This window comes from Halomicrobium mukohataei DSM 12286 (assembly GCF_000023965.1).
Lineage (GTDB): Archaea > Halobacteriota > Halobacteria > Halobacteriales > Haloarculaceae > Halomicrobium > Halomicrobium mukohataei.
Map to the genome: position 1 here is coordinate 924,887 of NC_013202.1, position 21,706 is coordinate 946,592.

A 21,706-nucleotide genomic window follows, 5' to 3' on the forward strand; every position below is an offset into this window, starting at 1 on the left:
TAATTCCTGACTTGCCCAGTTGCTAACTTGCTTAGTTGCCAAAAGCTTATTACCAAGTAGCTAAATTAGCAACTCATATGCCCGACCCGGATCTCGAACCCATCTCGCCGGTCGAAGCCGTTGAGATGTACCACGATGCGATGGTCGACGAACTGGCGGAGTCGACCAGGAAGAGCAACAAACACCGGCTTCGTGCCTTCATCCAGTTCTGCGACGAAGAGGAGATCGAGAACCTGAACGATCTCACCGGGCGCGATCTCTACAAATATCGGATCTGGCGGCGAGAGGGCAACGGCGACGGTCGAGAGCCTATCAAGAAGGTCACCCTGAAAGGACAACTCGCCACGCTTCGGAGTTTCCTCAAGTTCGCTGGCGAGATTGATTCCGTGAAGCCAGATCTCTACGAACAGTTGTCGCTCCCGGCGATGAAAGGCGGTGAAGACGTATCGGAATCGACCCTCGACCCCGAACGAGCGCTCGATATTCTGGAGTATCTCGAGAAGTCCCAGCCCGGAAGCCGCGACCACATCATCATCGCCCTGCTCTGGGAAACGGGTGGCCGAACGGGCGCAATCCGTGGCCTCGACCTACAGGATCTCGATCTCGATGGCGACCATCCCCGATTCTCCGGCCCGGCAGTTCACTTCGTCCACCGACCGGAAACCGGTACTCCACTCAAGAACCAGAAAAGCGGCACTCGCTGGAACCGGATCAGTGAGAAGACGGCTGCGTTCATCGAGGACTACATCGAGTTCCACCGTCCCGACGTGACGGACGATCACGGCCGGGACCCTCTGCTGACCAGCGAGTACGGTCGTGTCGCCGGGAACACCTACCGGAGAACACTCTATCGGGTCACTCGCCCGTGCTGGCGCGGCGAGGAATGTCCCCACGATCGAGATCTCGACGAGTGCGAGGCAACGCATCTCGATCACGCGAGCAAGTGTCCGTCAGCTCGGTCACCCCACGACGTTCGGAGTGGCCGGGTCACCTACTACCGTCGAGAAGACGTCCCCCGGAAGATCGTCCAGGAGCGACTGAACGCGAGCGAGGACATTCTCGACCGACACTACGACCGTCGATCGAACCGCGAACAGGCCGAACAGCGCAGCGACTTCCTCCCGGACGTGTGATACCCATGTTACTACAATCCACATCGCGAACTGTCGGAAAGCAGGTTCCCACCGTGCCCGTCCCGAAACTGTCGGTTGCTTACTCTTCTCGGCATACCAACTCGAACAACTCTGTAAACGACTCTGACGGGGATAACCCACCGAAAATCGGTTCGGAGTTACCGACTCGCTACGAGCGCGTTTCAGAGTGATTGCTTTCGTGAGGATGCTCAGTAGCTTTTTATTGCCGTACTTGAGAAAGTGTGCGAGTCGCTCTCTGTATTCAGCACAACTGTTGGCTCCTGTTATCGTTTGAAGAATCCAATAAGGCCGCTACTACTGAATTTTGATCCTGGAATCCAAGCTAGCTTGTTTTAATCCAAAAAGCAGCGCTAGAATTTGAGATGCCGCTTCGACCGCGATGTCACGAGACGTAGTTCAAATACGACACCACGAGTGTCGGCACTCCCACAGCGACTGCTGTCGAGATGGCGACTCTGATGTTGCTTGGGACCGTCGTGAACCTGTTCATGACGTATAGGAGTGCAAGTGCTATCAATACGAAGATCAAATACACTCCGACCGTTCGGCCGAGGGACGCGCTATTCATAGGACGTAATTTATATTTTCAACATATGTTTATACGCCGGTCGGAACATATCTTTTTGTCTACTCCTCTGGTGGTGCATCCATAGACTGCGATCAGCGTACAGACCACAGCAATGAACGCCCCACAGGCGAATCCACCGATGCCTGCAGAACCGACGCCGATCAGACCGCACAAGAACCAGACCGGCGCCCCACACGTAGCGAAGCAGATCGCGTTAACAGCGGTCTTGCAGAGATCACAGGTGTAGCCTTGAGTTGAGACGCCACTGTCGGACGAGTCAACTCCAGCATTGATTCTGTCGAAATCCTCGTTCGTGACCGTGGCGGTTGTAACTTCTTCGCCGGTCGCGTCAACTAACTTGATCTCCTTAGAGACGGTAGCGGTTTTTCCTTCGACTTCGTCGAACTGGATCGGATACTCTTCGGGGGTGGTCATTCCCCTATCGACTACTTCGGCACCGGCGACGATGACTTCCTCGGTTTCTGCGTCGATACCGATTGTCGCATAGGCCTCATCACCCGACGTACCCTTGATTGGCGAATACGCGAAGTGCTTGGTTGTTTTCCGACCCGCTGCATCTTCCCCGCTGACTTCGAGGACTGTCGCATGTGCAACGCTAAATCGAACTTTTCCATCCAACTCGTCAGTTACATGCTTACGCAGGCTTCGAAACTCGTCGGTCCGTTTGAGTCTACCGAGGACTTTCGCGGATTTCGGTGGTTCGAGCGTCGTCTTTTCAAATCCGGCCGGATTTGCCTGAGCGGCTCCGGTACCGGTGAGCATCCCCAAACTAGCAGCGCTACAGGCGATACCGCTCAGAACCTTACGACGATTTATACTTCCAGAACTAGAATTCTGGCCGGTGGACTCGGACTTCGCCGGGCCGTCTCTCCTCTTTCGGTCGTTCATCGTTTCGGGACCAAAACTGTCCTGGTTGGAGTTTCTCATCCGCAATATTACTTTTAGCATATATATAAAAATTTTTGTCCTTGAGCAACGGTAGTGTTCTGATAAGAGAGAGTAACGTCATTCAGGCACGGAAAGCCCTGGCCCGCTATAGTAACAATTGAAATGATTTACACAGTGATCGCACTGCCGTCGTGCGGTCGGGTGTGCATTGATTTTCAATGGCTACTATAGCCCGATCTGTGGCGGATATTCTCTCTCCGCTCGAATAGTGCCGCCACAAATCGAGCGACGCGAGGGCTTTCGGTGTCTGTAACTCAGCAAGCGCGGTCGCTTATCTGAACACTACCCTCGGTGCAGGGAGAACCGTTTTTACCGAGGTCGATAAGACTGGAGTAGATGGACTCCTGGAAGCGACGGACTGCGCTGTACGTCGTCGGGCTGATCGGCGTCATGCTGGGCTTTACGCTCGTCTACGACTACGGCATGAGCGCGTTCGACGGTCGGCCACGGACGTTTCTGGAGGCTCTCCAGGTCGTCGTCGAGACGTTCACGACGACGGGGTACGGGTCAGACGCCAAGTGGGAGAGCCCCGAGATGCTCCTGCTCGTGACGGTGATGGACCTCACCGGCGTCGTCCTGATCTTTCTGGCGCTCCCGGCGCTGCTCTTTCCGCTGTTCGAGGAGGCCATCTCGACGAACGTCCCGACGACCGTCAAGAACGACATCGAGGACCACGTCGTCATCTGTCGCTACACGCCCCGCGGGGAGACGCTCGTCGGCGAACTCGACGCCTGGGGAGTCGATCACGTCGTCGTCGAGTCCGACCGCGAGCGGGCGACGGACCTCTACGAGGACGGCCACCGCGTCATCCACGCGGACCCACAGTCGGTCGAGGGGCTACGGAACGCGGGGCTGGCAGACGCCCGCGCGCTGGTCGCCGACGCCGCGGACGAAGTGAACACGAGTATCGTCCTCACCGCCCGCGAGGTCGACGACAGCGTCTCGACGGTCAGCGTCGTCGAGGAGCCAGACCGGGAGCGCTACCACGACCTCGCCGGGGCAGACCACGTCGTGTCGCCGCGTCGGCTGCTGGGCGAGAGCCTCGCCGGGAAGGTGACGACGAGCGTCTCGACGGCCGTCGGCGACACGATCGAGATCGGGCAGGACTTCGACATCGCGGAGCTGCCGATCCACCGCGGCAGCGATCTCGTCGGCCGCACGCTGGCCGACAGCAAGATCCGCGAGGAGTCCGGCGTCAACGTCATCGGGGCGTGGTTCCAGGGCGAGTTCGAGAGCCCGCCCTCGCCGGAGGCGATCCTCGACAACGGCACGGTGTTGCTCGTGGCCGGCCGCGAGGAACAGCTCCAGCGACTCAAGGACATGACGCTGTCGAGCGTCCGCCAGTTCGGCCACGGCGAGACCGTCGTCGTCGGCTACGGCGAAGTCGGACGGACCACGGCACGGGCCCTCGACCGGGCGGGGATCGACTACACCGTCCTCGACCACGAAGACAAGCCCGGCGTCGACGTGGTCGGGGACGCGACCGAACCGGACGAACTCCGGGCCGCCGGCATCGCGGACGCTCGCACCGTCGTGCTCGCGCTGTCCGACGACACCGACACCGAGTTCGCCACGCTCGTGGTCGGCGACCTCAACCCGGACGTGGAGATCATCGCCCGTGCCGAACAGACCGAGAACGTCCAGAAGATGTACCGCGCGGGTGCGGACTACGTCCTCTCGCTGGCGACGATCAGCGGCCGGATGCTCGCCTCGACGATCCTGGCCGACGAACAGGTGATCTCGATGGACGAGCAAGTCGAGATCGTCCGCACCGCGGCCGACAAACTCGCCGGACAGACGCTCGGACAGGCGCGCGTCCGGGCTCGGACGGGCTGTACTGTCGTCGCGGTCGAACGCAACGGCGACGTGATCACCGACGTTGGCCCGGACGTACACGTGGCGGAGGGCGACGACCTCGTCGTCGCCGGTACCGACGACAGCGTCGACCGGTTCCGCGCCATCTTCGACTGATACTGCCGGCTGTAACTGTTTCAAGGTATTCGCGACAAGGGGGTCGCGAAATTCTATACAGACTTACAGCCGGCAGTATGATACGGAGCGTGCGGTGTCCCGGTGAGCTGACGGCTGCAACCTCCGAGGCAGGGAGATTTCACCACTTCGAGGGCGGTCGTTTCACAGCCCTTTCGGTCCCTGGTCGCGTGTCTGCCGACAGATGCATCCCTCCCGTGTCGTCGCCCTGTGTTTCCTGGGGGTCAGTCTCCTCCTGGTCGCACAGCTCGGCCTCGTCTCCCCGTTCACGCTGACGTTGCCAACCGTCGTCCAGTTGCTCGGTGCCGCCATGCTCGTGCTGGGGAGCCTCTACGGACTGGTGCGCTACGAGGAGAACCCGATCGTCACCGAGTACGGCCCGGAAGCGTACCTCCTGATCGGTGCGAGCCTGTTCCTGTTCGTGGCGCTGGCGCTGTCGATCGCGCTCTCGATCGGTGTGTGACCGGTCCAGACGCGCCCTCGGAGATCTCGTGAGCAGCGGCGAGTGGCCCCGACAGCTAAGGGCACGCCGGGCGAGGGATCGACCATGACCGACTACCGCGCGAACTACGCGATGGTGTCCTTGCAGGAACAGCTGGGGCCGGACCCGAACGCGCTCGACGTACCGTGGGCGACGTTCTCGGCCGACGAGAGCGACGTACACACCTTCGACGTGCCGACGGCCGATCCCGTCGAGCCGTACGTCCAGATGCAGGTCTACGACGTGGGCAGCTACGACCACGAGCTGTTGATCAACGGCCAGGCGCTGTCTGGCTTCGACCTCCCGACGGGACAGGGCTGGCAGTACTGGATGGACACCGTCACGTCGGCACGCCTGCGCGAGGGCGAGAACACACTCCAGTTCCAGCGCGATACGACGACCGACGACAGCTTCGTCGTCGGGACGCTCACGGTCAACTGGAAGGAACCGGTCGATTAGAGCATATAAAAGATGGGGGAGCTGGGGGCCTCCCCGTGGCAACACTTCCCACGATATTCGTGTCGTTCGGGCGTCGTCCCCCGGTTTCTGCTCTCCTGGTCGTCGATTCGGCAATCCCGCCGACGGGGCAAATCCCGTACTTTTATATAGAAGCACATTCAATCAATCGAACGATTATGAGCCAGCGACAAATGCAGGGTCAGCCGATGATCATTCTGGGAGAGGACTCCCAGCGGATGAAGGACAAGGACGCACAGAGCCACAACATCTCGGCGGCCCGCGCGGTCGCGGAGTCGGTCCGATCGACACTCGGCCCGAAGGGGATGGACAAGATGCTCGTCTCCTCGCTCGGTGACGTGACCGTCACGAACGACGGCGTCACTATCCTCACGGAGATGGACATCGACAACCCGACCGCCGAGATGATCGTGGAGGTCGCCGAGGCCCAGGAAGACGAGGCCGGCGACGGCACGACGACCGCCGTCTCCATCGCGGGCGAACTGCTGAAAAACGCCGAGGAGCTCCTCGAACAGGACATTCACCCGACGGCGATCATCAAGGGCTTCGACCTCGCGTCGACGGAAGCCAAGAACCAGATCGGCGAGATCGCCACGTCCGTCGATCCCGACGACGAGGAACTGCTCAAGAAGCTCGCCGAGACCTCGATGACGGGGAAGGGCGCGGAGCTCAACAAGGAGCTGCTCGCCCAGCTCATCGTCGACGCGGTCAACGCCGTCACCGTCGAGGCCGCGGACGGCTCGGTCATCGCCGACCTGGAGTTCCTCAACATCGAGACCCAGACCGGTCGCGCGGTCTCGGACTCGGAGCTCATCGAGGGCGCGGTCGTCGACAAGGACCCGGTCCACGAGGAGATGCCGACCACCGTCGACGACGCCGACGTGCTCCTGCTCGACACGCCGATCGAGCTCGACGAGACCGAAGTCGACGCACAGCTCTCCGTCGACGACCCGAGCCAGCTCCAGAACTTCCTCGACAAGGAAGAACAGCAGCTCGAAGAGATGGTCGACGCCATCGCCGCGACCGGCGCGAACGTCGTCTTCTGCCAGAAGGGCATCGACGACATGGCCCAGCACTACCTCGCCAAGGAGGGCATCCTCGCCGTCCGACGGGCCAAGAAGTCCGACATCGAGTTCCTCCGAGAGGTGCTCGGCGCGAACATCGTCTCCGACGTACACAACGCCACCGCCGACGACCTCGGCCACGGCTCCGTCCGCCGGGACACCGAGGAAGAGCTCTTCTACGTCGAAGGCGCGGGCGAGGACGCACACGGCGTCACGCTCCTCCTGCGTGCCTCCACCGACCACGTCGTCGACGAACTCGAACGCGGCGTCCAGGACGCGCTCGACGTGGTCGCCTCGACCGTCGCGGACGGCCAGATCCTCGCCGGTGGCGGCGCACCCGAGGTCGAACTCGCCAGCCGCCTGCGAGACTACGCGGACGGCGTCGAAGGCCGCGAACAGCTGGCCGTCGAGGCCTTCGCCGACGCGCTGGAACTCATCCCGCGCACGCTCGCCGAGAACGCGGGACTGGACTCCATCGACTCGCTGGTCGACCTGCGCGCCGCCCACGAGGGCGGCGACGTACAGGCCGGCCTCGACGTGTACAGCGGTGACGTGGTCAACACGCTCGACGAGGGCGTCGTCGAGCCGGCCCACGCGAAGCGACAGGCGATCTCGTCGGCTGCCGAGGCGGCGAACCTCGTGCTCAAAATCGACGACATCATCGCTGCTGGTGACCTCTCGACCAGTGGCGGCGACGAGGAAGGCGGTCCCGGCGGCGCGCCCGGCGGCATGGGCGGTATGGGCGGCGGCATGGGCGGCATGATGTAGGAGCGGCGAGCGCAGCGAGGCGCTCCGAACTGCCGAGCGGGAGCGAACGGAGTGAGCGACACGCGAGGCAAGCCCACTTTTTGCTACACTCGCGGCCTAACGGCCGCTCGTTCGCGAAAACTTGGGGAAAAAGCGCGTCGGGCTCCAGTCGCGGCGCGTCCGCGCCGCGGTAGTTACTCGCCCCGACCGGTCCCTTCGCGACCGGAGAACCGGGCGACCTGCCGAGTCCTTCGGACCGCTCGGTCGCCCGGACGCTCGCAGTATTGGGTCCTTGCGTTCACTTTTACTTTCACTCCGGTTGGCTCGTATATTTATACAACCCTCATGAAGACACTCGGTGTATGCGATCACCACTCGAAATCGAAAATCGAGAGCAGTACTGGCTCCGAAGTCGAGATGTGAGTGACTCGTCGACGGTCGCTGGCGACGACTACTTCTCGGAGTACGATATCCTACGCGCCGACGAGATGACCACCGCAGATCTCCCACAAGCAGACAGCGACACCGTTCGGGAGATCGATCGTGACGCACTCGACCAGGAAATTCTCACCGGGAAGTGGCAGATCACGGGGTCGCCTGAACGAATCGAAGACCTGTTTCCGAAGCTCGTCGCCGACGCTGAGGACGGAATCGTCTGGGCGGTCAAGGCCATGACGACGTTCGGCTTCGAGAACCTCCCGATGTACGATGAGTACGTCCTGGCCGTCTACACACCGAATTACTTCGACCATGGAGACGTTCACCGCGTCAGGGACTACATCCGCACGGAGTACGGCGAGACTGGGGAGTTGTACTACAAGCCCGACATCTACACGAAGAAGGGTATCGACGCGACCACGGTCGGTAAATTCGGGCTTTCGACCCCTGCTCGATACGTCGAGTGAGAGCGATTCGATGACTGCCGACTACGATATCTGACCGGCCACACCCTCCGACGCCAAGGCGATGCTCGTCGCCCACGTCGCGGCCATCTTCGAACACGGTCCCGACTCGTACGCCGACCGACAGGTTGTGGTGTGGATGACTAAACCCGAGGGAAGGTTTGGGTGTGTCGAGGCAATCGAGACGGCGAAGTGTCGGTCGTCTGGATGGCACCCTCTCTAATTACACTTAATTAGTTTTTAGCGTCTTCGTTCTGTCTTTTGCCATGATCCGTTTTCAGTGCCTGCTGCCGGCGACTGACCGGTTGCGATCACTCTCCGTGATTTGAGGGATATGACACCGTGGAGACCCACCGTCGATCGATCCTGAAGGCTGCCTCTTATCGCCTGTTCGCCACGAGTGTGGTTTTCGGGGTCGCCGTCCTCTTTACCGGCGAGTTCGGGGCCTCGGCGAAGATCGGACTCTCGGCCGCGGTCGCGAAGACGGTGCTGTACTACGTCTGGGAACGGCAGTGGAGCAGCATCGAGTGGGGGCTGGCCCAACCGGAGTGACCGATCGAGAGTGACCATCTTCAGTCAGGTGGGGAGTGCGAAGACGAATCCGAGCAACACGAGCGGAACGGCGAACACCAGCGAGTACCAGACGCCGCCGACTGCCAGCAACAGCCACGTCGACGCCCCGTAGCCGGTGGGATCCCAGTCCAGTCCCGCTCGTGGGAGCCCGAGCGCGGCGACGGCCGGGAGGCCGACGGCGTAGCCGATCGTTCCGACGACCGCGACGTCGATCAGGCTGTTGCTCATACTGCCGGCTGTAACTTCGTGAAGATCTTCGCCACCCCGGGGTGGCGAAATCGTTCACAGATTTACAGCCGGTAGTATCAGCTGTGCGCCCGTCTGGGGGTCGTTCGACGCACCGCTCGCGAACACGGCGAGGAGTCCGCCGACGAACGGAAGCGACCCACAGAGGCCGGCGAGGACGTACGACGGGAGCACCGACCTCGTGGGTGGGAGCGTCCGGAACAGCGAGCGAACGCGCTTCGCGACCAGAAAGGGCGTCCAGAGGACGGTCGCGACGACGCCCGGTGCCAACAGCGTGGCGACGAGGTCGAGCCAGTCGGCGATCTGTGTCGACAGCGATTGGAGGGGGACCATACCGGGGTGTGTGTGACGACGAACAACCAGTTTCCGTCTCCTCGTGGCCCGGACGCGTCGGGCCGGTCGTCGGCCGGTTCGGTCTCACTCGGCCACACCGCGGCGAGGAATCGGCGTGCCCCGATCGGTCCCGGCTACGCGTCGACGGCTTCGACCTTCGAACCGCCACAACTGCGACACGTCGCGATTTCGGTTCCGGGGTCGCCGTAGTACTCTTCGCCACAGGACGGACATCGATGGGTCGGCTGCGTTCGCTCGTCGAGCCCGCCGGTGATCGTCACCGGAATCTCCGAATCGAGCATGACGGCCTGGCTGACGCTCCCAAAGAGCAGCGAGCCCAGCGGCGATCGCTTCCGACCGCCGAGGACGATCTGGTCGGCTCCGATCCGACTGGCCGCGTCGAGGATCTCGCTCGACGGGTCGCCGCTAGTGCTCATCGTCTCGACGGTGATCCCACGGTCCCGGAACCACTCCTGGACGTTGCGACCGGCCGTGATCTGCGTCGGCGACGTGTTCTCGGCGACGCTCTCGTCGTCGAAGACGTGCAACAGCGTCACCGTGATCTGGTCGCGGACGGCCGGCAACTCGCTGATAGCCCGAGCTTGCCCCATCGCACGCTCCTCGTCGCTGTCGATCGGCATGAGAACGTCGTACATTGCTATCGTACCTCACGAAAACCTCCGGCGAGCGAGCGTATTGTAAGTCGTTCCGTACCACCTCGCCCAGTGACTAAGTGAGAGGGGGACACAGGCAGACGTATGCAGACCTTACTGCTCGGACCAGATGCTGTCGACGAACACACGCCGCTCGCGGACGTGATCGCCGCCGTCTCCGACGCGTTCGGTGCGTACGCACGCGGCGACGTCGTCATGCCGGCCAAGTCCTACGTCGATCTCCCCCAGTACAACGGCGACTTTCGTTCCATGCCGGCCTACGTCGCCGCCGACGAGTGGGACGCCGCGGCGCTCAAGTGGGTCAACGTCCACCCGGACAATCCCGACTCGTACGACCTCCCGACAGTACTGGGGACGCTGATCTACTCCGATCCCCGCAACGGCTTCCCGCTCGCCGTGATGGACGGGACGCTCCTCACCCAGAAGCGGACCGGCGCGGCGTCGGCGGTCGCGACCGACCACCTCGCGGTCCCCGACGCCTCGTCGATGGGGCTGGTCGGTGCGGGCGTGCAGGCCTACACCCAGCTCGAAGCCATCGCCCAGGTCCGTGACATCGAGACGGTCGTCGTCGCCGATCAGGACGAGGCGGCGGTGCAGGCGTTCGTCGATCACTTCTCGGACCGCTTCGACGTGCGCGGCGGGACGATCGAGGAGGCCGCCGCCTGCGACGTGCTCTCGACGGTGACGCCCGTCTCGGAGCCGATCATCCACGCCGTCGGCGACCGGACCCACGTCAACGCGATCGGAGCCGACGCCGCCGGGAAACACGAGATCGCCGACGAGGTGTTGCTCGACGCGACGATCGTGATCGACGACTACGAGCAGTGTACTCACTCGGGCGAGATCAACGTCCCCTGGAGCGAGGGGCGACTGGACGACGACGACATCCACGCGGAACTCGGTGATCTCGTCGTCGGCGATCGACCCGGTCGAGACGGGATCGACGGCGTGACCGTCTTCGACTCGACCGGGCTGGCGATCCAGGACGTGGCCTGTGCCCACGTCGCCTACGAGAACGCCAGTGACGGGGGATCGGGGACCGACTTCGAACTCGTCGGGACCGACCTCAGTTCGTGAGCTTGTCGACCAGCCAGATCAGTGCGAGGATCGGCAACACCGGGAGCATGACGACGAGCATGCCGGCGAAGATGAGCCAGCCGATCGCGTTCATCTGACTGTCGTCGCTCTCGTTGGCCAGTGGCGTGACCGTCCGGAGTCCGGAGCCGCCGTCGGTTTCTGCTGCCATGTCTCGACGTTCGACGCCTGCGTTGATAATGCTCTCGGGTTCTATCGACGACACGCCGCCAGTCTGTGGTAATCACTCACAAACAATTATGTAGTTTCGACCACATATGTACGGTGTGAGTGATCGACATCCGAGCCACGGTCGCGGTCCCGCGCGTCCTCCCGAATCTCGGTCGCCGGTCCCCGGCTCGCGCGTGGTCTGGCGGGCGGTCGCCCTCTTGCTCGCCGCGTTCGTCCTCGTGAGCGTGTTCGGACAGATCGCCCCGATCAGCTACGTCAACAGCGGGAGCATGGCTCCGGCGCTGTCGACCGGTGACGGGTTCGTCGCGGTGCCGGCGGCCGTCGCCGACGATCCCGATCCCGGCGACGTGATCGTCTACCGCTCCCAGGAGATCGAGGCCGGCGGACTGGTCACCCACCGGATCGTCGGCCGGACCGACGGGGGGTTCGTGACGAAAGGCGACGCGAACCCCGTCACCGACCAGCAGGCCGGCGAACCGCCGGTTTCGCGCGATCGCATCGTCGCGCAGGTGTTCGCGGTCGACGGGCGCGTGGTCTCGCTGTCGGGTCTCGGGACCGTCTCGATGACGATTCGCAGCGCCGTCCGGACGAGTCCCGTCGGCCTCCCGCCAGCGTCGATGGAGCTGCTGGTGCTTGCCGCGGGTGCGGTGTTGTTCTGGCGCGGGCGGTGATATAGTAACGATTGAAACGATTTACACACCGATCGCACTGCCGTCGCGCGATCGGGTGTGCATTAATTTTCAATGGCTACTACACTGTCGGCTGTACGTCTGTACAGAATTTCGCGATTCCGTGCTCGCGAATCTCCCGAAACAGTTACAGCCGGCAGTATGAGTCACTCGGCGGGGTCGACGAGGCCGAGCTCGGCCAGATCCCGGAGCACGTCCAGAGCGTGGCCGTCCGGCCGGACGCCCTCGTAGAGGCCGACGACGCGCCCCGCGGCGATGACGAACGTCGTCCGGGCCACGCGCCCGTCGTCGAGGGCAACGCCGAAGGCGTCGGCGATCTCACCGTCGGGATCGGCCAGCAGGTCGAACGCGAGGTCGTGGTCCTCGGCGAACGCGCGGTGGCCGTCCACGTCGTCGGTCGAGACGCCGTAGACGGGGATTCCGGCGTCTCGATAGGTGTCGTAGTGGTCGTCGAACTGGCGGGCCTGGGTCGTCCAGCCGGCGGCGTCGTCTCGCGGGTAGCAGTAAAGCACCGTCGCACCGCCGAAGTCGGGCTCGACGCGCTCGCCCCACTGGTTCCGGGCGCTGATCGCCGGGGCGTCCGAGCCCGTGTCGAGCACCATCGTCACTCCACCGTGATCGACGTGCCGCCGTCGCTGGACTGCTTGCCCAGCTCGACGGTCAACACGCCGTCGTCGTAGCTGGCGGTCGTCGCCTCGGGAGCGACGGCCTCCGGGAGGCGGACCGTCCGACGGGCGGCCTGTCGGGGTCGTTCCCGCTTCACGTAGCGACCGTCTCGGTCCGGCTCGTCGTCGGCCGCACTGATCGTCAGCAGCGTGTCGTCTTCGAGGGTCACGTCGATGGCGTCGCTGGACCGGCCCGGGAGGTCGGCGCGGACGACGATCTCCTCGCCCGTATCGAGCACGTCGACGGGAACGCCCGTGCGCTCGGTGCCGAACTGCTCGCTCACGAGGTCGAAGGCCCGTTCCAGCTCTTCGAAGGGATCTGTCGGTGTCGAGTCGTCCATGCGTACCTGTTGGCTCGGAACCGGGATAAAAACCGTCGCTCGTACTGGGCCGGCGGTCACGCCGTGGGCCCTTCGCTGGCGATCAATTCAGGACGGTCTCGGAGTCGTACGAGCCCAGTCGCTTCACCCATCCCTTCTCGGCGATGGCTTCGATGTCTGCCAGTGCCTTCTGGGTCCGTTCCTCGTAGAGGCCGGCCTCCACGTCGACGTGGAAGACGTAGTCGCCCAGCCGCTCGCCGCTGGGGCGAGACTCCACCCGAGTGAGATTGATGTTGCGGTCGGCGAACGGCTCCAGCATCTCCAGCAGCAGTCCGGGGTAGTCGACGTTGGGGTAGACGATCAGCGAGGACTTCGAGCCCGCGTCGGACCGCTCGGCGAGCGGCGCGACGACCACGAAGCGCGTGGCGTTCGAGGACTGGTCCTGGATGTCTTCGGCCAGCACCTGCAGATCGGTGCCCTCGCCGCCGTTGTCCGGGTGGCCGATACCGGCGACCGACGGGTCGTCGCGGGCGCGCTCGACGCCGCGAGCGGTGGAGGCGACGGCCTCCAGCTTGGCGTCGGGGTAGTTGGCGTCGAGGTAGGACCGACACTGGGCCAGCGCCTGGGCGTGGCTGGCGACCAGTTCGAAGTCGCCGCGCTGGGCCAGCAGCGCGTGACGGATCGGCGTGATGATCTCCTTGACGACGGCGACCTCGTAGCCCGCGAAGGCGTCGAGGCTCTCCGTGACCGATCCCTCGATGCTGTTCTCGACGGCGACGACGCCGCGATCCGCCTCGCCGCCCGCGACCGCTTCGACGATGGCGGTCGGCGACTCTCGGAACTCGATCTCGTCGTCGTCGGCGACCGAGCGGGCTGCCCGGTGCGAGTAGGTTCCGGCCGGCCCCAGCGTGAGCATCTTCATACCAGCCGGTACAGCGCTCGACGTGAAAAGAATCGTGGTCGCGCGGCTACAGTCGCCGGAAGCGACGGTCGACGTACCAGTGTGCCACGAGGACGACGGCGCTGGCAGACAGCGCCCCGATGCCGACGGAGCCAAGCGACAGCCCGTACACCGAGCCCGCGAGGGGATTCTGTCCCATGGTCGCCACGTAGGACCCGACGGCGTCGCCGCCGAACAGCCCCATGGCGATCGAGCCGGTCGTGATCGCGATCGCGAACCCGCCCATTGCGAGGCTGACGCCACCGGCGAAGTCCTCGACGGTGAGGACCTGGTAGGCCTGTTGTTCGGTCAGGGGCGCGTGCTCGACGCGGTACAGCGCCGCCCCGACGAGCAAGGCGGCCGAGAAAAGCACCATCGTCCCGCCGAACGCGCCGAGCAGCGCGACCTTCGGCGTCGCGGTCATCGGGTCGGTCGTCGTCAGATAGCCGGTGACGCTGTCGGGATAGAGCCAGTAGAGTGGCACGGTCGCGGCAAGCACCGCGAGCAGGAGTCCCTGGACGCGCAGCTTCCAGGGGATCGGCTGTGTGAAAAGCGAGTCCCGCAGGACGCGCACCCGCTCGTAGGCCGAATCCGAGAGGACGGCGTCGGTGATTCCGTCGCTGCGCTGTTGTTCAGGTGACATCTGTCGTCTCGTTAGGCATGCCTTTCTTAATCTCAGACTTAACGCTTTCCCTTCAATATTCGCCGGTTGTTGCGGAAAGAATACGGGTACAGGCCAGTTCCGGTGGGTTCGTTACCGCGTGTGGATGGCTTCGCCGCGGGCCGCCAGCGCGGCCTCGTGGACGGCCTCCGAGAGCGTCGGGTGGGTGTGGATCGTGCCGGCGATGTCTTCGAGCGTCGCGCCCATCTCGATTGCCAGGCCGACCTCGGCGATGGACTCGGAGGCCTCCGGGCCGACGATCTGTGCGCCCAGGACGAAGCCGGTCTCGTCGTCGGCGACGATCCGGACGAACCCCGCTTTCTCGTCGACCGTCAGCGCGCGGCCGTTGGCCCGCATCGGCATCTGGCCGACGACGGGGTCGAACCCGGCGTCGGCGGCTTCCGCTTCGGTCATGCCGACGGTCCCGATCTCCGGTTCGGTAAAGACCGCGGCCGGAATCGCCTGGTGGTCCAGTGCGGCCGGCTCGCCCGCGACGACCTCGGCGGCGACCTCGCCCTCGGCCATCGCCTTGTGGGCCAGCATCGGCTCGCCGGCCACGTCGCCGACGGCGAAGACGTGCTCGGCGTCGGTCCGGGCCTGCTCGTCCGTCGCCAGGAACCCGTCCTCGTCGGGTTCGATGCCAAGTTCGTCCAGTCCCAGCCCGTCAGTGACCGCCTGGCGACCGACTGCGACGAGTGCCTTCTCGGCGTCGAACCGCGTCAGATCGCCGTCTTCGTCCTCCGTGTGGACGACGATCTCCTCGCCCGCCTGCTCCCAGCTGTCGGCCGCCTCCCCGAAGTAGAAGTCGACGCCGATCTCCTCGGCCCGTTCCCGGACCAGCGTGGCAATATCGTCCTCGAAGCCCGGCAGTGCCTCGTCCAGCATCTCGACGACGGTCACCTCGCTGCCGAGCTTCTGGAACACCGTCGACAGCTCCATGCCGATGTAGCCCGCGCCGACGACCAGGAGCCGCTCGGGCAGCGACTCCAGTGCGAGTGCCTCCTTCGAGGAGAGGATCGGGTCGGCGTCGAACTCGAAGCCGGGGACCTGGATCGGGCGGCTCCCCGTGGCGACGATCGCGTGCTCGAACTCGACGGTCTCCGAGCCCTGTCCGTCGCCGCCGTGGGCGATCCGTGCGGTGTGCTCGCCGGTAAACGTCGCCTCGCCCTCGATCAGTTCCACGCCGGCCGACTTCGCCAGCGACTCGACGCCCCGCGTCAGCCGGGTGACGACGCCGTCTTTCCACTCGACCATCCCGGACAGGTCGACCGCCGGGTCGGCGTAGACGCCCATCTCCTCGGCCTGGCCGGCCCGGTGGGCCACGTCTGCCCCCGAGATCAGCGCCTTCGAGGGGATACAGCCGTGGTTGAGGCAGGTCCCTCCGTAGGCGTCTCGCTCGACGAGTGTGGTGTCGACGCCGAGCTGAGCGGCCCGGATGGCGGCCACGTACCCGCCCGGCCCGCCGCCGACGACCAGCAGTTCCGTTCCTGTCGTTACGTCTCCGACGACCATACCGATGCCTCACACGGCCGCCTGAAAAAGACGACTGTCCCCGGCCAGCCGTCGGCCGCCGTCGCTGGCGTCGACGGCCGTCGCTGTCAGTAGTCCGAAGCCTCATGTCTCTCAGTCCCCGACTCCGAGGCGATGAACGAGTCGATCGAGTCGAACATCACGACGCTGTCGGTCGACGGCGACGACGTCACCGTCCGATATCTCACTGCCGGTGACGGACCGCCACTGCTCTTCTTGCACGGGATCGGACTCGACGCGGCGGCGGTGTCCGGCCGGTACGCGCTGCCCGCACTGGCCGAGGAGTACACCGTCTACGCGCTCGATTTCCCGGGCCACGGCGAGAGCGAGAAGCCCCGCCGAACGTATACGACGGACTACTACGTAGACACACTGTCGGCGTTCGTCGACGAACTCGGTCTCGCCGGCGCGAGCGTCGTCGGCGTGTCGATGGGTGGTGCGGTCGCGCTCGGCCACGCGCTCGACGGCGGTCGCCCCGAGCGGCTGGTGCTCGTCGACAGCTACGGCCTCGGTGCCGACGCGTACTGGCGGACCGGTGCCAGTCTCGCCCTCCGGATCCCGTTCGCGGACAGCCTGCTCTGGGGGAGCATGGGAACGCGCGCGGCGGTCCGGACCAGCCTCCGGACGATGTCCGGGGCGACCCTGCCGGACGAACTGGTCGACGACGTGTACGAGACGATCTCACCGGCGACCATGCGGACGCTCCGGAGCTGGCAGCGCCACGAGTTCCAGGCCGACGGTCTCCGGACCGACTACACGGAACGGCTCTCGGAGCTCGACGTTCCGACGCTGCTCGTCCACGGCTCGGCGGACCCGCTGCTCCCGGTATCGTGGTCGCAACGAGCGAGTGAGCTGTTACCAGACGGGCAGTTCCTGGCGGCGGAGGGCTGTGGGCACTGGCCACACAGGGAACACCCAGAGCGGTTCAATCGAGCGGTAACGGCGTTTCTCTAGCTCTCGTCGGGCATCTCGTCGATGAGGACGACGGCCTCGCCGTCGATGACCACGTCGCCGTCGTCGACGACGCGGGTCGTCAGGCGGTACTGGTCGTCGCCCAGATCCTCGACGATCTCGATTTCGGCCGTCAGACGGTCGTCGATGCGGACCGGGTTGTGAAACTCCAGATCCTGCGAGAGATAGATCGTCAGCCCCGGCAGCCGCGCGAGGGCGGCGCTGATGAGTCCGCCGACGAGCGTGCCGTGCGCGATCCGGCCGCGGAATCGGGTCTGCTCGGCGAAGTCGTCGTCGAGGTGGAGGGGGTTCGTGTCGCCGCTGGCGGCCGCGAACTGCTTGACGTCGTTGTCGGAGATCCGCTTCGTGAACTCGACGCGATCACCGACCCCGAGCCGGTCGGGGTTGTCGGCGCTCAGTTCGACGTGCCACTCGGGGAGGTCCTCGTCGGCCTCGATGCGTTCTGCCGGGAGCGGCTTGCCGTCCCCGTCGTCGTCCGGTCGGACGCCGAACGCCGCGAACGCTGCCCGATTGGCCGCCACCACGCTGTTGAACATGTGTGAGGACGTTTCTGTCCACGTGTCCAACAGCGGGTTGTCGTGAGATTCAGAACTCATTGCTGGAAGAGCATTGGTTCCTCCGATATTAAAGGGTGGTGGTAGTCGCTGTTCGTCGTTCAGACGGCTCCTACCGCTCGACAACGGCGCATTTCCGCCCGCGAACCTCCGTCTCGTTGCCAGGTCGGTTGCCGTCTGATGACATCTGATGGTAGTCAGTGGTGATGAACGGAAGCTTTATGTCGTTGAAAGGAATAGAGTGTAGTACCCGATGACCGACGAGAACGATGTCACGATGTGGCCCCCGATGTTCAAGGGAATGCAGGAAGCGAGCGAGCAGGCGATCGAATCCCAGCAGGAGATGCTCCAGCAGATGATGTCTGCCGGCAGCAGCATGCCCGGCTTCGACATGAACCAGCTCGGTGCGATGAGCCAGATGGCGACGTTCAAGACCCGCGTCCAGAGCGGCGGACGCATCTCCATTCCCGACGCCGAGCGAGAGGCCCTCGACATCGAGGAAGGCGACATCGTCCAGACAGTCGTTCTCCCGGTCAAGCGGAACCGCACGGAGTAACCTATGAGCCAGTACACAACCCCAGTCACCACGGCGTTCGAGATGCAGCGCGCGACGATCGAGCAGAGCCAGAAGGCGCTCAAACAGAGCATCGAGTTCCAGAAGAACATGAACGAGGCCATGCTCGGCAGCCTCGACAGCCAGGAGTCGGCACAGCGACGCGGCGTCGAACTCGCACAGACGGCCGTCCACAACTACCTCGACACCGTCGAGTCGACGGTCCCCGGCGTCGCACCCACCGTCGAGGAGATCCGAACGACCGTCGACGAGCAGTACGAGTTCCTGCTGGAGAACCACGCCGAGGTCTTCGAGAACGTCGAAGCGGAGTTCCACGAGGGCGCGGAGACTTACGACGAGATGACCGGCGACGTCGTCGCGGCGCTCGACGAGCAGATCGACCTGCTCGTCGAGGCCCACGAGGACCTCGAAGACCAGTCCGTCGAGGCCGTCGAGCAGTGGGGCGACCAGCTCGAAGACCTCCAGGACCAGGTCGAAGAGGTCCAGGAACAGGTCCGCGAAGTCCAGGAACAGGCCGCCGACGCCGTCGAGGCCTAAACCGTCGCACCTTTTTGTTCTGCACATCAACAACTTACTATGAGTGACACGAACCAGATGCAAGACGAGTGGACGGAGATGGTCGAACAGATGAACGAGGCCGTCTCCGAGTCGGTCGAACAGAACATGAAGGCACAGGCCGCCTTCGTCGAGTCGTGGGCCGACGCGGTCGAGGACTCGATCCCCGAGGAGGAAAACGTCGCCGAGGGCATCCAGGGGTACAACCAGGCCTACGAGGAGTGGATGAACGCCGCCGAGAAGATGCTCGAACGCACCGGCGACGCCGCCCAGGGCGAGGACGTGGACCCGACGGAGTTCCGCGACATCTGGCTCTCGTCGGCCAACGACGCGTTCAAACACGTGATGGGCACCTCCGCGTTCGCCGCCGCCAACGGCCAGCTCGTCGAGACCATGATGGAGATGCGCCAGCAGGCCGACGACGTGGCTCAGGACTCGATCGCCCAGATGGGCTTCTCGACGCGTGAGGACGTCGAAGAGGTCGGCGAACGGCTCGTCGAGCTGGAGCGTCGCCAGCACGAGGTCGAACAGAAACTCGACCGCATCCTCGACCACCTCGAGGAATAACACATGACGCCCGCAAATCCCTTCACGGCAGCACTCGACTGGCAGCGCCAGTCCCTGGAGGCGATGACGGAGGCCACCGACCAGGCCAGCGTCGCGCCCGAACGCATCGAGACGATGCAGTCCGTCGAGGTCGGCGAGACGCCCAGCGACGTGGTGTACGAGGAGAACAAGCTCCAACTGCTCCACTACGACGCCGAGGCCGCCGGGATCGACGTCCCCGAGGAGGACAGAGAGGAGGTCCCGATCCTCATCATCTACGCGCTGATCAACCGCCCGTACATCCTCGATCTGCAGGAAGAGCGGTCGGTCGTGCGCCGCTTGCTGGAGGCGGGCCACGACGTGTACCTCATCGACTGGAACGAGCCCTCCCGGCTCGACCAACATCTGACGCTCGACGACTACGTCAACCGTTACATCGAGAACTGCGTCGACGAGGTCTGTGAGCGCTCGGGCCAGGACGCGATCAATATTCTGGGCTACTGCATGGGCGGAACGATGTCGGTCATCTACACGGCGCTGCACCCCGAGAAGGTCAACGCGCTGGGACTGATGGCCGCGGGACTCTGTTTCGACCAGACCGGCGGCGTCCTCGAAGAGTGGGGCTCCGACGAGTACTACGATCCCGAGGACGTGACCGAGACGTTCGGCAACGTCCCCTCGGAGATGCTCGACGTGGGCTTTGCCCTGATGGACCCCGTCGACAACTACGTCTCGAAGTACATCCGCCTGGCCGAGAACATCGAGAACGAAGGGTTCGTCCGGAACTTCGGCCGGATGGAGCAGTGGCTTTCCGACGGCGTCGACGTGGCCGGCGAGGCCTACGTCGAGTTCCTGGAGAAGATCTACCAGGACAACGACCTCTACAACAATCGACTGGAGATCGGCGGCGAACACGTCGACCTCGACGACATCGACATGCCGATGCTCCAGTTGATGGGGGAGTACGACCACCTCATCCCACCGGAGGCCTCCAAGCCGTTCAACGAGGTCGTCGGCTCCGAGGACGTGACCACGATGGAGTTCTCGACGGGCCACATCGGCCTCTCGGTCTCGTCGAGCACCCACGAGAACCTCTGGCCCGACGTGTGTGACTGGTACAAGGAACGCAACCGACAGGCCGAAGCGTCGGACGACGACAGCGACGAGGCCGTCCCGATCGACGTGGAGTCGCCGGCAGACGACGCTGCCGAGAGCGACGACGGGGAAGCGGCCCACGAGAGTGCCGCGGACGCTCCCGACGTGGCGTCTGTCGACGGGATCGGTCCGACCTACGCCGACCGCCTGCGCGAGGCCGGCATCGAGACCGTCGACGACCTCGCAGGGCACGACGCGGCCGAACTGGCCGAGATCGCCGAAACGACCGAGTCTCGGGTCCGGGACTGGCTCGACCAGCTGTAGCCGGACGCCTCGACCGGAACATCACTTTCCTTCGTGGGTATCGTCCGGCGGACCGCTTTTCACGGCCGGGTGTGAACTGGTTGATATGCTCGACGGACAGACCTGTCTGGTGACCGGCTCCTCTCGCGGGATCGGACGCGGGATCGCCACGGACGTGGCGGCCCACGGAGCGACCGTGGTCGTCAACTATCGCTCCTCGGAACGAGCGGCCGAGGCGGTCGTCGACGAGATCGAGGCCGACGGCGGCGAGGCGGTCGCCGTTCGGGGAGACGTGTCGTCGTACGACGCCGTCGAACGGATGCACACGAGGATCCACGACGCCGTCGGCCCGGTCGACGTGGTCGTCAACAACGCCGGGATCACGGTCGACCGGACCTTCGGGGAGATGACCCGCGAGGACTGGGAGGCCGTCATCGACGTGAACCTCGGCGGCGTGTTCAACGTCAGCCACTGCTTCTACGACGACATCTGCGAGGCCGAGGACGGCCGTCTGATCAACGTCTCCTCGGTCGTCGGCCAGCAGGGCAACTACGGGCAGGCCAACTACGCGGCGGCCAAGTCCGGCCTATTCGGGTTCACCCGGACGCTGGCCCTGGAGATGGCAGCCACCGGATCGACAGCCAACTGCGTCGCGCCGGGGTTCGTCGCGACGGACATGCTCGACGAGGTCCCCCAGCGCGTCCAGGAGCGGATCCTCCAGCGGATCCCGCTGGACCGGTTCGCAACGATCGAGGACATCGCCCCCGTCGTGCGCTTCCTCGCCAGCCCGGAGTCGCGCTACATGACCGGCCAGGTGATCGGCGTCAACGGCGGGATGGACTGGTAGCACCTCGACGGA

26 protein-coding genes are annotated in these 21,706 nt (G+C 64.4%); 15 read left to right on the forward strand and 11 right to left on the reverse strand.

What is annotated here, in order from left to right; translation table 11 throughout:
• Window positions 1–77: 77 nt before the first annotated feature.
• Complete coding sequence (locus HMUK_RS04580) at window positions 78–1,133, forward strand: tyrosine-type recombinase/integrase (RefSeq protein ID WP_015761940.1); 1,056 nt, start codon at window positions 78–80, stop codon at window positions 1,131–1,133.
• Between the two features lie 607 nt (window positions 1,134–1,740).
• Here HMUK_RS04580 and HMUK_RS04590 read toward each other — a convergent pair.
• Complete coding sequence (locus tag HMUK_RS04590; RefSeq protein WP_164731977.1) at window positions 1,741–2,670, reverse strand: halocin C8-like domain-containing protein; 930 nt, start codon at window positions 2,668–2,670, stop codon at window positions 1,741–1,743.
• Window positions 2,671–3,027: 357 nt separating this feature from the next.
• Here HMUK_RS04590 and HMUK_RS04595 point away from each other — a divergent pair, with 357 nt between their 5' ends.
• The 6 genes from HMUK_RS04595 (at window position 3,028) to HMUK_RS04620 (ending at window position 8,903) form a co-directional block, all read left to right on the forward strand.
• Window positions 3,028–4,662 (forward strand): potassium channel family protein, encoded by a 1,635-nt coding sequence (locus HMUK_RS04595; RefSeq protein ID WP_015761943.1) that lies wholly within the window; start codon window positions 3,028–3,030, stop codon window positions 4,660–4,662.
• Window positions 4,663–4,864: 202 nt separating this feature from the next.
• Window positions 4,865–5,143, forward strand: a complete 279-nt coding sequence (locus HMUK_RS04600; protein ID WP_015761944.1) for a hypothetical protein — start codon at window positions 4,865–4,867, stop codon at window positions 5,141–5,143.
• 84 nt (window positions 5,144–5,227) lie between these two features.
• Entirely contained in the window at window positions 5,228–5,620 is a 393-nt protein-coding gene (locus HMUK_RS04605) for a DUF7383 domain-containing protein (protein ID WP_015761945.1), read from the forward strand.
• Between the two features lie 176 nt (window positions 5,621–5,796).
• Window positions 5,797–7,470, forward strand: coding sequence for a thermosome subunit beta (gene thsB, locus HMUK_RS04610; RefSeq protein WP_026190156.1), 1,674 nt, complete (start codon window positions 5,797–5,799; stop codon window positions 7,468–7,470).
• 341 nt (window positions 7,471–7,811) lie between these two features.
• Window positions 7,812–8,354: a putative phosphothreonine lyase domain-containing protein gene (locus HMUK_RS04615; RefSeq protein WP_015761947.1), complete on the forward strand. Its 543-nt coding sequence runs from the start codon at window positions 7,812–7,814 to the stop codon at window positions 8,352–8,354.
• A 339-nt stretch (window positions 8,355–8,693) separates the two neighbouring features.
• On the forward strand, window positions 8,694–8,903 hold the full coding sequence (locus tag HMUK_RS04620) for a DUF2061 domain-containing protein (protein ID WP_015761949.1): 210 nt from the start codon (window positions 8,694–8,696) through the stop codon (window positions 8,901–8,903).
• 24 nt (window positions 8,904–8,927) lie between these two features.
• On the opposite strand, the gene HMUK_RS04625 is transcribed toward HMUK_RS04620, so the two are convergent.
• The 3 genes from HMUK_RS04625 to HMUK_RS04635 form a co-directional block, all read right to left on the reverse strand.
• On the reverse strand, window positions 8,928–9,152 hold the full coding sequence (locus tag HMUK_RS04625) for a hypothetical protein (RefSeq protein ID WP_015761950.1): 225 nt from the start codon (window positions 9,150–9,152) through the stop codon (window positions 8,928–8,930).
• 54 nt (window positions 9,153–9,206) lie between these two features.
• Complete coding sequence (locus HMUK_RS04630; protein ID WP_015761951.1) at window positions 9,207–9,503, reverse strand: hypothetical protein; 297 nt, start codon at window positions 9,501–9,503, stop codon at window positions 9,207–9,209.
• A 134-nt stretch (window positions 9,504–9,637) separates the two neighbouring features.
• The gene (locus tag HMUK_RS04635; RefSeq protein WP_015761952.1) at window positions 9,638–10,159 is read right to left on the reverse strand and encodes a universal stress protein; all 522 of its coding nucleotides are present in this window, start codon (window positions 10,157–10,159) and stop codon (window positions 9,638–9,640) included.
• 102 nt (window positions 10,160–10,261) lie between these two features.
• Here HMUK_RS04635 and HMUK_RS04640 point away from each other — a divergent pair, with 102 nt between their 5' ends.
• Window positions 10,262–11,254 carry an alanine dehydrogenase gene (locus tag HMUK_RS04640; RefSeq protein ID WP_015761953.1) on the forward strand — a complete coding sequence of 331 codons (993 nt, stop codon included), beginning with the start codon at window positions 10,262–10,264 and terminating at the stop codon, window positions 11,252–11,254.
• Here the strand turns inward: HMUK_RS04640 and HMUK_RS04645 are convergent.
• Window positions 11,244–11,423, reverse strand: a complete 180-nt coding sequence (locus HMUK_RS04645; protein WP_015761954.1) for a DUF7535 family protein — start codon at window positions 11,421–11,423, stop codon at window positions 11,244–11,246. The genes HMUK_RS04640 and HMUK_RS04645 overlap by 11 nt on opposite strands.
• Window positions 11,424–11,529: 106 nt before the next feature.
• Between HMUK_RS04645 and HMUK_RS04650 the strand changes: the two genes are divergently transcribed.
• On the forward strand, window positions 11,530–12,114 hold the full coding sequence (locus HMUK_RS04650; protein WP_015761955.1) for a signal peptidase I: 585 nt from the start codon (window positions 11,530–11,532) through the stop codon (window positions 12,112–12,114).
• A 164-nt stretch (window positions 12,115–12,278) separates the two neighbouring features.
• On the opposite strand, the gene HMUK_RS04655 is transcribed toward HMUK_RS04650, so the two are convergent.
• From HMUK_RS04655 to lpdA, 5 genes are all read right to left on the reverse strand, one after another.
• Window positions 12,279–12,734 carry a peroxiredoxin gene (locus HMUK_RS04655; RefSeq protein WP_015761956.1) on the reverse strand — a complete coding sequence of 152 codons (456 nt, stop codon included), beginning with the start codon at window positions 12,732–12,734 and terminating at the stop codon, window positions 12,279–12,281.
• 2 nt (window positions 12,735–12,736) lie between these two features.
• Window positions 12,737–13,138: an Hsp20/alpha crystallin family protein gene (locus HMUK_RS04660; RefSeq protein WP_015761957.1), complete on the reverse strand. Its 402-nt coding sequence runs from the start codon at window positions 13,136–13,138 to the stop codon at window positions 12,737–12,739.
• An 82-nt stretch (window positions 13,139–13,220) separates the two neighbouring features.
• Complete coding sequence (gene pheA, locus HMUK_RS04665) at window positions 13,221–14,039, reverse strand: prephenate dehydratase (protein WP_015761958.1); 819 nt, start codon at window positions 14,037–14,039, stop codon at window positions 13,221–13,223.
• Window positions 14,040–14,085: 46 nt separating this feature from the next.
• Window positions 14,086–14,700, reverse strand: a complete 615-nt coding sequence (locus HMUK_RS04670) for a hypothetical protein (protein WP_015761959.1) — start codon at window positions 14,698–14,700, stop codon at window positions 14,086–14,088.
• Window positions 14,701–14,811: 111 nt separating this feature from the next.
• Window positions 14,812–16,230: a dihydrolipoyl dehydrogenase gene (lpdA, locus tag HMUK_RS04675; RefSeq protein ID WP_015761960.1), complete on the reverse strand. Its 1,419-nt coding sequence runs from the start codon at window positions 16,228–16,230 to the stop codon at window positions 14,812–14,814.
• A 132-nt stretch (window positions 16,231–16,362) separates the two neighbouring features.
• Between lpdA and HMUK_RS04680 the strand changes: the two genes are divergently transcribed.
• Window positions 16,363–17,202, forward strand: a complete 840-nt coding sequence (locus tag HMUK_RS04680; RefSeq protein WP_015761961.1) for an alpha/beta fold hydrolase — start codon at window positions 16,363–16,365, stop codon at window positions 17,200–17,202.
• On the opposite strand, the gene HMUK_RS04685 is transcribed toward HMUK_RS04680, so the two are convergent.
• A complete protein-coding gene (locus HMUK_RS04685) occupies window positions 17,199–17,756 on the reverse strand; it encodes a MaoC family dehydratase (protein ID WP_174259131.1) in 558 nt (185 codons plus the stop codon). The genes HMUK_RS04680 and HMUK_RS04685 overlap by 4 nt on opposite strands.
• Before the next feature lie 271 nt (window positions 17,757–18,027).
• Here HMUK_RS04685 and HMUK_RS04690 point away from each other — a divergent pair, with 271 nt between their 5' ends.
• The 5 genes from HMUK_RS04690 to HMUK_RS04710 all read left to right on the forward strand — a co-directional run bounded on the left by HMUK_RS04690 (window position 18,028) and on the right by HMUK_RS04710 (window position 21,694).
• Complete coding sequence (locus tag HMUK_RS04690; RefSeq protein WP_015761963.1) at window positions 18,028–18,330, forward strand: AbrB/MazE/SpoVT family DNA-binding domain-containing protein; 303 nt, start codon at window positions 18,028–18,030, stop codon at window positions 18,328–18,330.
• Between the two features lie 3 nt (window positions 18,331–18,333).
• Entirely contained in the window at window positions 18,334–18,885 is a 552-nt protein-coding gene (locus HMUK_RS04695) for a hypothetical protein (protein ID WP_015761964.1), read from the forward strand.
• Window positions 18,886–18,924: 39 nt separating this feature from the next.
• Window positions 18,925–19,470: a poly(R)-hydroxyalkanoic acid synthase subunit PhaE gene (locus HMUK_RS04700; protein ID WP_015761965.1), complete on the forward strand. Its 546-nt coding sequence runs from the start codon at window positions 18,925–18,927 to the stop codon at window positions 19,468–19,470.
• A 3-nt stretch (window positions 19,471–19,473) separates the two neighbouring features.
• Complete coding sequence (gene phaC, locus HMUK_RS04705) at window positions 19,474–20,868, forward strand: class III poly(R)-hydroxyalkanoic acid synthase subunit PhaC (RefSeq protein WP_015761966.1); 1,395 nt, start codon at window positions 19,474–19,476, stop codon at window positions 20,866–20,868.
• Window positions 20,869–20,953: 85 nt separating this feature from the next.
• Complete coding sequence (locus HMUK_RS04710; protein WP_015761967.1) at window positions 20,954–21,694, forward strand: beta-ketoacyl-ACP reductase; 741 nt, start codon at window positions 20,954–20,956, stop codon at window positions 21,692–21,694.
• The last annotated feature ends 12 nt before the right edge of the window (window positions 21,695–21,706 follow it).